This window comes from Rheinheimera fenheensis (assembly GCF_039871805.1).
Classification (GTDB): domain Bacteria; phylum Pseudomonadota; class Gammaproteobacteria; order Enterobacterales; family Alteromonadaceae; genus Alishewanella; species Alishewanella fenheensis.
In genome coordinates, this window is sequence record NZ_JBDPJM010000004.1 from 219839 (window position 1) to 235358 (window position 15520).

9 protein-coding genes are annotated in these 15520 nt (G+C 44.0%); 3 read left to right on the plus strand and 6 right to left on the minus strand.

Annotation, left to right across the window (positions count from 1 at the left end; all coding sequences use genetic code 11):
- Window positions 1-58: 58 nt before the first annotated feature.
- Both ABGI61_RS08400 and ABGI61_RS08405 read right to left on the minus strand, forming a co-directional pair.
- Complete coding sequence (locus ABGI61_RS08400; protein WP_347599736.1) at window positions 59-922, minus strand: sensor domain-containing diguanylate cyclase; 864 nt, start codon at window positions 920-922, stop codon at window positions 59-61.
- A 140-nt stretch (window positions 923-1062) separates the two neighbouring features.
- Window positions 1063-1785: a hypothetical protein gene (locus ABGI61_RS08405; protein ID WP_347599739.1), complete on the minus strand. Its 723-nt coding sequence runs from the start codon at window positions 1783-1785 to the stop codon at window positions 1063-1065.
- A gap of 359 nt (window positions 1786-2144) precedes the next feature.
- Between ABGI61_RS08405 and ABGI61_RS08410 the strand changes: the two genes are divergently transcribed.
- The 3 genes from ABGI61_RS08410 (at window position 2145) to ABGI61_RS08420 (ending at window position 7080) form a co-directional block, all read left to right on the plus strand.
- Window positions 2145-2822, plus strand: a complete 678-nt coding sequence (locus ABGI61_RS08410) for a hypothetical protein (protein WP_347599742.1) — start codon at window positions 2145-2147, stop codon at window positions 2820-2822.
- A gap of 141 nt (window positions 2823-2963) precedes the next feature.
- The gene (locus ABGI61_RS08415; RefSeq protein WP_347599745.1) at window positions 2964-6056 is read left to right on the plus strand and encodes an efflux RND transporter permease subunit; all 3093 of its coding nucleotides are present in this window, start codon (window positions 2964-2966) and stop codon (window positions 6054-6056) included.
- Window positions 6049-7080, plus strand: a complete 1032-nt coding sequence (locus ABGI61_RS08420; protein WP_347599748.1) for an efflux RND transporter periplasmic adaptor subunit — start codon at window positions 6049-6051, stop codon at window positions 7078-7080. The genes ABGI61_RS08415 and ABGI61_RS08420 overlap by 8 nt, the downstream gene beginning before the upstream one ends.
- Before the next feature lie 480 nt (window positions 7081-7560).
- Here the strand turns inward: ABGI61_RS08420 and ABGI61_RS08425 are convergent, their stop codons facing one another.
- From ABGI61_RS08425 to ABGI61_RS08440, 4 genes are all read right to left on the minus strand, one after another.
- Window positions 7561-7962, minus strand: a complete 402-nt coding sequence (locus tag ABGI61_RS08425; RefSeq protein ID WP_347599751.1) for a hypothetical protein — start codon at window positions 7960-7962, stop codon at window positions 7561-7563.
- 111 nt (window positions 7963-8073) lie between these two features.
- A complete protein-coding gene (locus ABGI61_RS08430) occupies window positions 8074-10986 on the minus strand; it encodes a UvrD-helicase domain-containing protein (RefSeq protein ID WP_347599753.1) in 2913 nt (970 codons plus the stop codon).
- Window positions 10987-11018: 32 nt separating this feature from the next.
- Window positions 11019-14030: a DEAD/DEAH box helicase gene (locus tag ABGI61_RS08435; RefSeq protein ID WP_347599756.1), complete on the minus strand. Its 3012-nt coding sequence runs from the start codon at window positions 14028-14030 to the stop codon at window positions 11019-11021.
- 1 nt (window position 14031) lies between these two features.
- Window positions 14032-15519: an EH signature domain-containing protein gene (locus ABGI61_RS08440; protein WP_347599759.1), complete on the minus strand. Its 1488-nt coding sequence runs from the start codon at window positions 15517-15519 to the stop codon at window positions 14032-14034.
- Between the last annotated feature and the right edge of the window lies 1 nt (window position 15520).

The window sequence follows — 15520 nt, forward strand, 5'->3', positions numbered from 1 at the left end:
TTAACGGTGTTAAGCTTATGAAGGCACCACGGGGTATTATTGGCACCTGTGCTCCCGTCTAATGTATTTCTATTCTGTTACGTCCATTTTCTTTGGCAAGGTATAAAGCAATATCAGCATTTTTCATTAAGCTTCGATGTGAAACCAGGTTGCTGCAACATGATATCCCAGTAGAAAAAGTGTATAACGGAATGCCGAGTGTGTTGCTAAAATTGTTTTTGTAATACTGCGATGCTTGATTGATGTCAGCAATTACTTTGCTGCACTCGTCTGTAGCATAAAGTGCACAGAATTCTTCTCCACCCATACGTGAGACAATCACGGCAGACTGCAACTTATTAAGGAAAGCACTAGCAAAATATTTGATTAGTTCATCTCCGACATCATGCCCATATTTGTCATTAACACTTTTAAATCGGTCAATATCAAATATACACAGAGTTACAGCTGTGTTTGTTGTTGACTCAAAAACAGACTGAAATCTCCGACGGTTGGGTAAGCCGGTCAGTTCATCAGTATATGCTTTAGCACTTAACGCTGCCTCATTTAAAACTTTTGCAGTAACATCCCTGATAATGGCATAAATCCACAACTTTCCGTTTTCGTCAAAAATAGAAGAGATACTCAAATCAACATAAAAGTCCCCCTGAGTATTTTTTCGCAAAGCTCTGATGACGCCAGACAACCCCGGTTGACCAGACCGAGCATTGGTAATGTGTCTTTGAATTGCGCTTTTTGCTCGCTCTCGGATATCGGCGGGACATATTAAGTCATGAAAGTCCTTACCCGATATTTCATCTGCGCGATACTCGAAAAGCTGCTCTGCAGCTTTATTCCAGAAAATCACAAGGCTAGTCTCATCAGTGATAATTATTGCATCATGCGCCTGATGCAAAATTTGTTTAAGCACAGCCTCGTTCATAATACCTCACTGAATTCTTGCTACAGTGTTTTACATCAGGGCACACAAAACTAAATTTAGGATAAGAACCTGAACACTTCAAATGTTCAGGTCTTTATGAGCAACTATTGCATAGTCAAGGCTGAAGAAAGGAAAAGTACCTAACGATTAGCTTTGGCTATAAGGCGATGACGACAAGTAAAGAATAGAATAGTCAGGGACAGTAAGAACAAAGTTACCGTTGTTGGCAGGCTTACTGGAGCAGCATCTCTCACCAATGCTAGACTAGCCTTTGAATAGTTTTTACTAAAAATATCAGCATAAAATGCAACAAACCCATCCTGGGTCGTTGTACTGCCATTATTACTTAAAGATGCATCTGACAAGACTTCAGCCATATTAAACATACTATTTTGGTTCTGATCGTTTCCGAAAAGCACTTTTGACACTGCATATGGGTCATAATCAACATAGCACCCGGTTGATACCCCACTGATACTGCATGAGGACAGCGCGGTAAATCCAAACAATTGCAAAAAATTATCAAGGGGGTCGAACGTTGTGTTTGACCACGATAATCTTAGCCGTTGTGACTGATGTTCCTGTAACACCCAAGAGAGCTCACCAAAGTTGAAGGCATCGAACAATATGGCCATTTCTTTGTTGCTTGCTAGTCGCCATCCCTGGCTGGAAAATTTAGCTAAACCTTCGTTTATAGACATGCCGTTGGCCTGATCCCAACGCAACCACTCAAGACCCTGCCCCTTAATAAATTTACTAGACTCGTCTCTCGAATAACCATTAAATTCTATGATCCCCGCCTGGCTATACGAGCTGAGCAAATAACAAAAACCGAAACATAATGCATAAATAAATCTGAACACTAAAACCTCCTGTCGTTGATCTGCCCAAAGGCAGCCGTTAAAAACTTATTGTCCAGTGAGCGAGCATAGAACCGTCCATAAATAGACAGATCATGGCATGCCCAAGCAACAGAGCTGCACGTCTTGTCGTGCGCCTAGGGTGTAGTTTCCACTAGATGATAATTTCTCGCTCTTAAGTAAATACTAAAAGGTCTTGCCCCTCGGATAGTCTGATAGCTTAGATATGCCGCCCAAATCAGTGTCAGTAGAAATTTTAAGATTTAATTAGGGATAATTTACGAACATAGCGTTGCTGCAGTCGATAACTTAGTTGAATGGTTAAAAAATTAATGTAGACATACGAAATACGGAGTTAATCTGTGAAACCGCTCGTTGTTGCACTCCTATCGTCTTATGCTTTAAGTGGCTGTGTTAGCACTGCAAAAATGTATGTTCCTGCTAATAAGGCGATATATCAGTTACATGATGTTACAGGCATAAATCCGCTCTCGTGGAATAAGCCAATTTCATTTGGCCAATGGCGTACTGTAGAAACTTCAGATTCAGGACGTCTCGACAGCTCAATTAATATTGGTAGCGGTCGATTAAAAGGTTCGTACCATTCAAGAACCTTAACCACAAATGACTATATTTCAGCCTCTTGCTCAGGGCTGATAGTCGGCCTTAGCTACAAGGATGTGGAACTTGATCCGTCGCTGGGAAATCTTCCGTTATTAAGATGTATTTTTTCTGGCACCAGCGAAGCAGTCTTCGAGTTAAAACAGAACAAACTTAACAGCATAACTGGAGAATTAGTAAACGGTTTAACGAGCTACAGAATCGAATCTGAACATCTCTATCAAGATGCAAGTATTCCTAGTGCTATTCCACTCGGTTTTACTATTCATGACCAAAACAATGCGCTTTGGACTATAGACAAGGTAAATTTAGGCACTGTTATCGAATGGACCAACTTGCCGGCAAAAGAAAAAAATCTTTTTGCTGCGTTAAGCATGGTTTTGTTGGTTACTGATTTCGAGAGCCTGCTATGGGAGTAGGAACAGTGTATCACCTCAGATGTAGGGAATTTTACTGCGTTATGACACCAAGCATACGCAGGCTAATAACGCTGCTAGTGATAGGAATAAGTTCTTATCCGCCAAATATAACTATCTAAAACACGTTACCAACACTCTTTTATGAATCTCACGTCAAATGCCTTAAACAACCCCGCTGGTGTTATCGTTATAACGATTCTCTGCATCCTATTTGGTGTAATCAGCTTATTTAAATTACCAATACAAATTACTCCTGATATCGAGCAGCCGCAAATTTCAATCTTAACAGGCTGGCGGTCGGCTGCGCCGCAGGAAGTCGAAGCACTTATTATTGAGCCGATTGAGAACTTGGTCAAAAGTGCCCGTGGCGTGACTAAAGTTGAGACAAATATTCAACCGGGCTCCGGTACAATTACGCTTACCTATGAGCTTGGTACTGACATGCAGCAAGCTATGCTCGATGTCATCAATAACCTTAACCAGGCCCCTCCACTGCCAATCGACGCTACTGAACCAAAAATCATTGCCGGAGGCCCCAGAGGAGCGCCAAATACCGCCTCACTATTGATCAGAGCGATACCAGATCATCCTATTGGGGATATTGCACACTTCCAGAAGATTATTGAAGACGTTGTATATCCCAGACTTAGCCGTATAAAAGGTGTAGCTCAGGTAAATTTGAACAGTCAGAGACCTGAGGAACTACATATTGTATTCGATCCTCGACGTACAGCAGCCATGGGGCTTAGCTTAACTACTATTGCAAACCAAGTTAGTTCTGCAAAAGATACTTCAGGGGGCTTTGCTGATGTAGGTCGCCGCCAATATACGGTGCGCTTTGAAGGTCAATTTACCCCACAATCTTTGCTCGACATGATTATAGGGTATCACGGCACTCAGCCTATTTACCTGCATGACATTGCAAAGGTTGACACAACATTTTCCAAGCGTGATAGCTTTACATTGCGCAATGGTGATGAAGCGTATTACATCACTATTGCGAGGAATAGTGACGCAAATACCGTTGCAGTTCTTGATGAAATAAATAGTGCAATTCAAGAATTGAACAGAGGCGAGCTATTACAAGCTGGGTTAACAATTGAACTTAGCTTTGATGCGTCAGTTCATATACGTAATGCGTTAGCGTTAGTTCAAAGCAATCTAGGTTTGGGTGTATTACTGGCTCTCACTTTGCTATGGCTTTTTATTCGGGGCTGGAGAGCGACGGCCATAATTGCCTTAAGCATCCCCTTTTCACTCGCTATTGCGCTAATTTTACTTCAGTTATCTGGCCGCAGTCTGAACGTTATCTCACTGGCAGGCTTGGCATTTGCTGTAGGACTTGTCTTAGACGCCTCAATTATTGTCCAAGAAAATATCCTGCGTTTAAAACAGACGGGATTAAGTGATAAAAAGGCGGCGCTGCTTGGTGCAACACAAGTAAGTGGAGCTCTACTGGCATCTACTGCTACAACCGTAGCAATTTTCTTACCTATTATGTTCATGGCGGGTATTGAAGGTCAGCTGTTCTCTGATCTTGCTTTGACTCTCTCAATAGCTGTTTGCAGCAGCTTTGTTGCAGCAATTACTGTGGTGCCTTTAGCTAGCCGATATTGGTTGCCGGTGCATAGTCGCCCTGACATTTTTGCTCAATATTGGGACAGTCTCTCAAAATTCGTAATGCAATTAACCAGTACCAAAAAAAAATGTATTGGTTGGGCCGCGAGCACTCTGCTTTGCTCATTTTTTGTCACTATCTCATTGTTACCAAAGACCGACTTTATGCCACGAGCTCCCACTGACGGCTTTTATTACTTTTTAAGTCTTCCAGCTGGTAGCAATATTGAGTATATCGAGCAGGAATTGGCGACTCGTGTGACTGAGCGACTAGCACCTTACTACAGCGGCGCTAAAAAACCTTCGATTAAGAGTTATAACTTTTACACATTTGGTCCAAACGCTACAGGGGGCTTTATCTACTCTGCTGATCCATCTCGTGTTAAGGAACTAATGCAACTGGTTCAGCACAAACTGTTTGCGGATATTCCCGATGCTAGCGTTTATTTAACCCGTGGTTCAATGATAAACGTTTCCGGCGGAGGAGACGGCCGTAATATAGAACTAAACATACAGGGTTCAACGTTAACTGAGCTTATTAATTCAGCACAATCGGCGGTTAACGCTTTCAGAAAACACTTTCCCGAGGCTAGCGTACAGCCGATACCGTCCCTTGAAATGGCTGAACCAGAATTAAGATTCTTACCAAATGACAGGGCTATTAGCCAATCTGGCTTAACCCGTGCAGAGATAGCTAACTACCTGCGTGCATTTACAAGCGGGCTTTTTGTTTCCGAGCATTTTGATGGCAACACCCGAATGGATGTCATTCTTCAATCAACCCCATGGCAAACACCCGAACAACTGGAGGCGATGCCAATTAGCACCCCAAATGCCGGCATTCAGCTGTTGGGGAATCTTGCAGAAATGCAACAAACTGTAGGTCCATCGCAGTTAAGGCGTGTTGGTGGCAAACGCACAATAAGCTTAATAGTTCGCCCACCAGAGGGTATGTCGCTAGATGAAGGCATGCAGATTATTGAGCAGCACATATTACCCGCAATACAATCCACGCTACCAGACGATGGCGGACTAGTCCTAAGTGGTAACGCTAACCAAATGGAAATAGCTATTCATGAAATGGCCATCAATTTTATATTGGCGCTTTTAATATTGCTGTTACTTCTCACCGCTTTGTTTCGCTCGTTACTCGATGGATTACTGGTGTTACTCATCATGCCAATAGCAATTGCGGGAGGCGTATTAGCCCTGTCACTGCTAAACTTGTTTACTGACCAATCACTCGATTTGCTAACCATGATTGGCTTTATCATTCTAATGGGCTTAGTTGTTAACAATGCCATTCTTCTGGTTGAGCAAACCCGATTTGGGCAACGAAGTGGACTAATCACATCAGATGCCGTGCAGCAAGCCATTAAACTTCGCGCTCGCCCTGTATATATGAGCACTTTGACGAGCTTACTGGGCATGCTCCCACTAATGCTTCTTCCAGGAGTTGGTGCAGAAATCTATCGTGGTTTGGCAACGGTTATCGTTGGAGGTATGGCCGTGAGCGCCATTCTTACCCTGGTGTTATTACCAGCAGTAATACAGCTTACGTCAGCTGCAAAGCCAAGTAGTTCACAAAATGCCAACAAAGAGACCAAATATGAGTAAATTTGCGCTCATTATCGCAGCTTTTTTCTCAAACATAGCGATATCAGAGAGTTTATCTCTTACATCTGTGGAAATTACAGAAGCAAAAGCCAGTCATGAAGTACCAACAACTGATGTACCAGGCGAAATATTGAGCACCAACAATGTTGTATTAACGGCAGGTGTAGATGGACGGCTTACTTGGATACTTGAACCAGGCACTGATGTAAAAGCCGGTGAGCTTATTGCTCAAGTTGATCCTTTGCCGTTGCAACTCAAAAAAGCAGAGATTAATGCTCATATACAACGAGCGCAGTTAAAAGCCGACTATTTTAAAAAAGAGCATTTAAGACTACAGACCTTACACCAGAACCAAAGTATATCATTGCTTCAATTAGACAAAGCAAAGTCTGATCATGAACTTGCTCTTGCCGATGCAAACATAATGACCGCTCAACTAGCACAGCTTGACGACCAACTTGAACGAACCCAAATAAAAGCACCGTTCTCCGGCATTCTGGCGGAGCGCATACAACAAGCTGGCAGGGACATTTCCAAGAACTCGCCAATAGCACGTCTTCAGGACACTCATCAATTAACAGTCCATGCTTATGTACCACTTAAATATTTACGCTTTATCCGACTAGGAGACTACTTAAGCGTTTCTAATACAAAACAGAGCTCAAAAGTTGCAATTTCTGCTGTGATCCCAGCATCAAACGGGCAAAGTCAACGTGCTGAGATAAGGCTGAAATTAATTGAAGACTCAAAATACTGGCTAGCAGGTGAGTTAGTAAATGTAAAAATTCCAGTTCGTGATCCAAGAACAGCAGTTATTGTTCCCAGAGATGCTCTGCTACTCAGGGCATCTGGGATATATGTTGTCACAGTAGATGAAAACAACATAGCACAGCGCAAACTAGTTAAGGTTAGTGAGGGTGAAGGAGAATGGGTAACAATAGACGAAGGTTTGAATGTTGGAGAGAAAGTTGTAACACGCGGAGCAGAGCGTCTTACACAAGGTCAAATTATTTCAAAGAGTTAACTAGCTCCTTGTGAAAAAAGTTTTTCCTGATGATACTTTATGGTCAGTTTTTAAATTTATACAAACTATCTCAAGCAACACCGACTTTATCTTAACTAAGCACTGAATAACCATGAGAAAAACGGAATACACTGTTTTAATCAAAGAAGAATTTGATACTAAAACTAATATTTGACAATCTTCCAGTATTGGAAAAAGGCATTAAAGAACCATCTTTATCTACACTGCGATCTAAAAGTCATTTCCCCTCAAACAAACGAGAAGCAATACCATCTACAAGCATGGCGCTCTTTGTGTTGCTTGTTTATCCGGAATTATGGCTTATCTTGTAATTCAGAGGCAATTTACGCGTTACAGATAAATTTGGCACCACCAGAGGCACCATATTCCTCACAAATGCTTTGGAAGACCCTATATAGCTGAGGATTCGATTCCTATCGTGGCAGCCAAGTTGACCACGCTTTAATTCATTGACTAAACCTAACTCAAGACGATACCCAAAATTCCAATACCTGTTGTTACAATTAAAGTGGCTATTGCTAACCAAATAGCCGTTTTTGCATTTTTGTTAGCATGCTCAGCATTGACGTTCGATAAGTACGACAGATACCCAAAGTATGCTTCGGGTTTCAGGGACCAACGCCCTTGGGTAGACCAGCTGTTTCCTGTAGGGTCTGTTAATTTAAACTTTGAATCAGGGCCATTTGGTTCAAGGCATACCTCTCGCAATATTTCTGCAATTCTGTATTCATTGATCCCATTGAGTTCATTTTCTCTGGCTGCTTCAGTAACACTGAAACTCTCGCGTTTTTCAGATTTTTTCAATACAAATTGCACCAATTTAAGGACATCTGGCTGAAAATTTGCCGGCTTATTTTCCATCTGTTTTCTCCCATAAAATGTCGTAAGATTTGACCGACTATTGTTCGATTAAAAGATCAATAATACAAACTTTGGTCAAGACATCGTCCGCATAACTCGGCCTCATGACACTTACGCCTGGAGACATTCGAATTCAATAATCTGCTCCTTATGGCCACAACTAACGCCTTCTTTACGGGAATTGCGGCAGCACCAGTAGGCACCGTAGCGCCCTGATCGTTGCAACATATCAGCACCACATTTGGGGCAAACCGGCACCCAATTTCCGCACTCGTCATTAAGACAGACTTTAAACCGCCCCCTACGCGTCATAGCAGAGCTGCATTTGCTGCAGCCTGGTTCGGTATGGCTACAGAGCGGGTATTTGTTGCAACCGAAAAAAGCACCAAACTGCCCGGCTCTTGGCACCATGCTGCCGGTTTTGCATTTAATGCATTTGATTAGATGGAATAGCTGCTGGCTTAATGACGTTTCAAATTCATTAAGTTCCAGCGGATACTTGTCGTTTAGTAACTCGACTACAAATTCTGATGCAACGGCCATATCGGTAATAAGATATGCCCGCTGTCTGGCGCGGGTTAACGCCACATAAAACAGCCGTCGCTCTTCAGCATATTCAAACTGCTCTTTAGCGGGTAATAACGCCTCCAGCAGTGGGTGCGTTACTTTCTGTGAGGGGAACCCATGCTTGCCGTTTTCTAATCCAAGGATAACGACATAGTCGGCCTCTTTGCCTTTTGACGCGTGAATGCTAAAGCATTCCAGTTTTAACTGGTGAAATTGGCGGGATAAACGCTTTAATTCGGCATAGTCCGGTAAGTTAAAGCCGAACCGGCCCAGCAGGTAAACAGTACTACCAGGCTCTGCAATCGTAGTTATCTTTTGCAGTACCCTTTCTAATCGGTCCGGCTCTCCCGGGCTAATGCGGTTATCCGCTCGCATTAATGAGACGGTCGGTTTAGTCACACGGGTTAAGGTTTTCAGCTGCTTTCTGACCTGCTGAGGGTTTTGCAGCACAAAACGCGAGGCGACATCGCTGATGCTGTTGTTAAAGCGAAAGGTCAGATCCAAAGGTGTAGTTTGAGTGGGGCCAAACCGCGAAACAAAGTCAGTGGTAAACTGCAAATCACTACCGGTAAAACGATAAATGGCCTGCCAATCATCACCTACGCAGAACAGTGACGCCCCAGGCACGCTATCGCGCAAATACGTAACCAACCGTGCTCTGGCATCGGAAATATCCTGGAATTCATCAACTAGTAAGTACTTCCATCGGCTTTTAAAACGTCCGCTTTTCACATAACTAAGGGCTTTACCTATCATATCGTCAAAGTCGATATGATTGTTCCTGGCCAGTAAGCGCTGATAGTCATCGACTACCGGCAAAAGCAAAGACAACGCCGCTCGCACTTGTTGAGGGTTATCAGCGGCCTCTATAGCGTTCTCTAGTTGACCTTGTTCATAACAATTAGCCCGGTAGCGCTTTAGCAGATCAGTTAGCAGCAGTGCAAAAGCCGATATCGCACCAAACTCTCTCAACGTCTCAAGCACCGCTTCTGGTGGCAAGGGTTCTGGCTTGACGCCAAAGTTCGCGAATTGTTTATCCAATTCGGTATATAACGTCCCGTCCAGATGTTGATAGTGATACAAGGCGACAAGCTTCGTCCCATGCTTTTGGTGTAATTGCTGCTTCCAGGCCATGCCCTCATGATAGGCTTGCCGGTTTACATAAGGTGCGGTATTGCCTTGTCGGTCAATACCGTAAAACTCAATATAAATACCGTAATCCAGCAGGTAAAAGTCGGGGTGGTACTGGCGATGAAACACATCTGCCGTAGGATGCTCGTAGCGAGCCTCATATTGATATTCAATACCTTGCCTTAGCAAGTAATTCGCTATCAGACATTCGCCCAGACTTTTGACTTTCTCGCCTTTAAGCGTGCGGATGTCGTTGGCCAGTATGTAATCGAAATACGCTCCTTCGCTGTCAAAATCAAAAGCATTTTTAACCGGATAAAGGTAATTCTGGAAATAATCCAACACCAACTTTTGATACGCAGGCTGCTTTAAATGCTCTTCAAACCATTCATTCACCTGCTTTGCCAGCAGCTTATCGTCTTCAGCAAGTGGCGACAGCGACGGCTGTTTCCCCTCAACACTGGCAATAATATCTTTGCCCAGCTTATGAAAAGTACTGGCGGTAATCCCGCAATCCCCTAAACGCTTTTCAATCCGCTCCTGCATTTCAGCTGCCGCTTTATTAGCGAAAGCCAACATCAGAATTTCTTCTGCATTCGCCTGTCCACTTTGCAACAAATAACCAGCGCGTCCAACCATAGTGCTGGTTTTCCCAGTTCCGGCCCCCGCCAAAACCAGGTTGTTATCATCGTCAGTTACACAGGCCTCCCGCTGCCTCTCGGTTAGCGGTTTGCTCTCTACCTCATCAAAGAACTTTTTATAAAGGAGAAGCTGCTCATTGACATAGTTTTTTCGTAGCAAAGCGAAGTCTGATTCGGACCAGCCAGATAGAAACTGTAACCATTCGAACGCGGTGAAGTTAACATTAGGATACGCAGTCTTATCTCCGACAGCCCCAAATCGCTTTACCGCTTGTTTCGCCAATGACACTGCGTGCCGAAGTTTAGATGTTCTGGGATAGCCACTATCAAGAAGGGATTTAATCTCAGCTGATACACTACTCATTTCGGGTTCAAGCTGCTGAAACCATATACCTTTCAACCAGTGTATATGCTGTAAGCTATCTTTCTTGGTTATCCCCGCTATCAGGATATCGCCTTGATCGGTTTTCAAACACAAGTCTGAGAAGAAAAAGCCATCACGTCTGACGTTGGCTTTCGCCAGATTTTCAGGTGAGACGATAAAGCGATTTCCGTTGCAAACCTCTAACTCAAGTTGGTTTTTAGCTAGCTGTAACAGTACAGGCTTTTTACCAAGCAACCGCATTAGCCAGTGCGGCTGAATCTTACACTGCGTTTCGGCGTGATTGTTATCAATAAAACTCAAAGAAATTCCATTTACTATTTATTTAGACAGTCTTAAAAACAACCAGCCAAGTCGCTGGGCTCTAGCGTCGGGTTGGCAACGACAGCGTCACTTAAGTCCACCTTATTTGCTAATAAGCCATTCAAATGCAGGTCAAATGAACGCAAGCTCGGATGCAAAGCCATGGGGATATACACATTGACATCTTTCGTCTGGCCTATCCGATATACCCTATCTGTAGCCTGCGCTTCTTTTGCCGGGTTCCAGTGCCGCTCAAGATGGATAACGTTGTTTGCTCCAACAACAGTCAGGCCAACCCCCGCAGCGACAGGAGACATGACAATAACGCCAAATCCAGGCGCAGTTTGAAAACGGTCTATGATCGCTTTGCGGGTTTGAGTATCTTGCTTAGTTGCTACGGCTTGGGTATCGCCATTAATGATGTCCACCTGTACTTTGAATAGGCTTGTTACAAGTGCACAAACATAAGCCTGAACGGCTTTAGTCTCGGCAAACACCAGCACCTTTTCAGCACGTTTTTCTATCTCTTTTAACACCGCAACTAGAGACTGCAGCTTTACTGATAACTGAGCCTGCTTTAATAGCTCATTGCTGGTCTTGGGGATGGACAGTTTCGCATCTATTTCGTGATGAATACTGGCAACCTTTAGCTGCCGCAAGCTTGGCAGAATTACCGCACGCTTGTCTTCAGGACTACAGGTCTTAACATTGCTGATAATGGTATCGTAATAGTCCAGCTGAGGCCCAGACATAACAGCCGATAACAAAGGCAAATACTTCCCTTCACCAGCTTCTGTATCGCCATTAAAAATGCGTTTTTCCGGCAAACCTTTTAGCTTTTCTGCTTTAGTTCGTCGCAGCATGTAGTCGCCGACCCTCTTACGAAGCTCCCGCCCAACGTCAAGCCTAACCTGATTCACTTGCTCTGGGGAAGCCCCCAGGATCGGGGCAATAAAATCTTTTCTGAATGCTTGCCAGGCTCCCAGCAACCCCGGCACCGCAGTATCAAATAAACACCAAAAGTCTTTCAATGTATTTTCCACCGGTGTACCGGTTGCTAGTAATTTGAAGTCTGCTTTGAGCCCTTTGGCGGCGCGGGTAGATAATGCATTAGGGTTTTTTAGGTTTTGTGCTTCATCAAAAGCGACAATACTCCAGTCGACCCGGCTTAATGAAAACTGATAATCCCGCAGCGTTTGATAGGTAGTTAATACTAGGCGGCGCGGCACATCCAGACGATCAGAGCCATATACTTTACCCACTTTAAGAGCATACCGAATAGAGTTGGCGTCCTGAATAAGATTGGCATCTGCAAATTCCTGCAAGGTCTCACGCCCAGCGCCCGCCTCCCTAAAGCGGCTTAAGTCGCCTCCCGCCTGCAAAACAACAATGTCGCTAAACGGTGACTTGTTAAAAGTAACATCTACCTCCGACTGCCAGTTCTCTATCAGGCTTAACGGGGCAACAATCAGTACTGGTTTTTGTGCACGGTTCTGCTGACTGCAGCGTTTGTACCATTCAGAGATAGCCACTAGCGTCATATAGGTTTTACCAAGCCCCATATCATCCGCCAGCAAGGCCCCGCTTGGCTCTGCACTTTTATTGATCTGTTCTAAATGTGCGAGTAGCCAACGGATACCCTCATCCTGATGTGGGTAAGGTGAGCGCTTTAGATTTTCTCGAGCAAAGTTTATATCCGATAAATCCAAACCAGTAACACGAGAGTCTTTGCTGTATTCAATACTATCGTCGTTGCTATCTATCGCAACGACAGCCTTTTCAGGCGCAATGACAGTGTCTTCGTCGATAGCATCCGGCACTTGCGGTTCAGGGTTAATCCTGCCTTCATTAATTGCTTGTTGAATCTCATCAAGCGTTGCCTGAACTTTGGGCTTGTCAGTGATATCAAATAACCTGTCGTCAACAGTAATTATTTCAGCGCCCGTTTTTTGCGCATCTTCAAATAACGCTCTCACCTCATCAAGTTTCTGCTGATCACCAATAATGCTGCTGAGCTGCGCAGCCGGTTCTATCACGTCGTTTGCGCTTTCAAACCAATTCACGCCTGACTTTTCAACATCGCCAAAGTAGCGCTGACAAAACTTCTCTGCCCCATGCACCCGTAATGAAAAACCGGTATCTAAATCAATTAACGCAGCATTTAAGTAAGCGGTTGGCGCTTGTAAAAAAGAAGCGACTTGCTTCTTTGGGATTCGCCGGTTAGTCAGGATTTCTTGTGCGGCTTCCAGTCGTTTTTCATCTAACAATACAAACTTATTTCTGACCCTTAAGATGCAATGTTTATCATCAGCGCTTATCTGTCCTAAGCGGGATTTAATATCGTCAACATTAAATCCATCGCCAAAAGCCGGTGTAAGCATTAAATCACCGTCTGGCAATACATCAACCGCCACACCAACCTTCTCAGGGTGAACGATGTCAATATTGTCAAAATGCGCCAAACTGATTTTCATTCCCGCACGCTTTGCTAATTGCAGCTGAAAAACTAACCAGTTGTTTTCATACTCACCGCGCATTTCTGCGGATAAACCGGCGTGATGGTTAAGTGCCTGCAGAGCACGCCAATCGGCAGGCTGAAGCATATACATCTCATCTTCAGTTAATTTGAGTAACGGGCCGAAAACGCTAAAGTACGGAATATTACTGCTGCCAGGCAAAGCAAGTTCGACCGATGCTTTAAATGCCGACTTTCCAGTATTTCCTTCAAATCTTGTGATATAGCTTCCCGGATAAAATTCAGGAAAATCGAAAAGTGAAATAAAGTCTTCGCCTAGCTCAACAACATCTTCGGATAAAATGGTAAAGCCATTACTATTTCTTACCGCTTTATTTTGTTCAACCATGCCCTTTAAGTAAGCGAGCTGCATGCCAAAATATGGGTTTTTTATGGCGTAGCTTTCTTCATTAACAAGAGCTCTACGCTCAATAATAAAATCAACCCCCTCAATCGGGTCAACACGCCAGCGTAATAAGTTTTCTTGCCCTGCTGATCTGAAGCTTTGAATTAGATCGCGGATCCCCATACTAATACACCCCAAACTTCGACTTATATTCTCTATATCGTGCTGCGCCAATTAACTCATGGATAGAAACCGAAATACCTTGTTCAGCTAAAAAGGTAATAGCGCTATGTTGCCAATTTAGGTGGACATCGTGTGTTAAGTCTCTTAAGCCCCCAACACTCTCAAATTCTTGATAATACTGCCCTACAACCCCGGTTCTAAGAGAGAAATCAGAGAACTTGGTAGCACTATAATCTATAAGTTTGCTTTTGCTCGGCAATTGGTCGAACAGCTTAAGTTTAAAGCTATGGCTTCCCTCGACCATGTGAACTTTTCCGGCTAGGTTCAGATAGATCATTGACGTATCTTTTGAGTCTACACGCGCATACTCAGGGAGCTGGTCTTGCTTGTAGTATCTCTTTAAATAACGCTCAGCGCTCGTACTTAGGAAGAGTCTAGATTGTGACACGACACCTTGTTCAAGCAGGCCCTCCATGAACCGCTTTCTTGATTCAAACATTCTTTCCATATCAGAATGACTAGTGTCTCTGGCACTTTGCTCAAGGACCTTCAAAAACAGCGCCAGATCAAAGCGGCTCAACCAGCCGCGCATTAAACCGATACGCTGCTCTCCGAGCAATACCCACCATTTTTGATAATTTGGATTGGAGGTTGGCACCCGAGGGTCACCGGCAATCGTTAAAATGACACTCTGCCATGCAGATGAAATAGCCGAACCTGCGGACCGATCGATTAATATTTCCAGAACGGCATGTCCAAGCAAACGACTGTCATCAAACGGTGCATTAACAACGTCGGTTTTTACCACCTCGTGCAGGATTTCATGCTCAGCACCAACAGGCATCGTTTTTAATGTTTCGAGGTAGTACTGATAACGGCATAACGTAAGAAAACGACCATTACTGAAGCCACTTAGCCCAAGCTCACGCAGCACACCATCTAAATCGCTTTGTTTGTTCTTAGCAAATGCCACCACCGCGGCTGGACCTGCTGCAGAAAACAATATTTCAGCAAAGTGGGCGTATGATGCTAAATCGCTGGAAGCACCTTTTAGCTCAAGCTTACTAAACTGCAAACAGATTAACTCTCGCCAATCTGCTAGTACCTCTGGGCTTGCTACAGTGTCGTAGCGCACAAAATAGGCTCGTATCAGCTGTAGCAAAGATAGCTTGCTCATTGGGTTTCGCGGTATCGCCATGGCTTCCAGCATCGGCTTATTTAACGTCAGGTGTTTGGCAAAATCATTCCATGAGCCCAGCAGGTAGGTAATCGCACGCACATCAACACTGGTGTTAATACTCTCGGGCAGCCTGTCAGTATTTCCGGACAACACAATTTCAAGAATTCGACGAAAAGCCTGCTGAAACGCATCTGAACCTTTAACAGCATCAGAAGCGATGGTTTTTACCTTTTTCTCGGCGGCTCTTATCAGATTAAAATCCGAGTCTTTCCACTCTGGCAGATTAAAAGATAAGTCAGGCAGACGCATG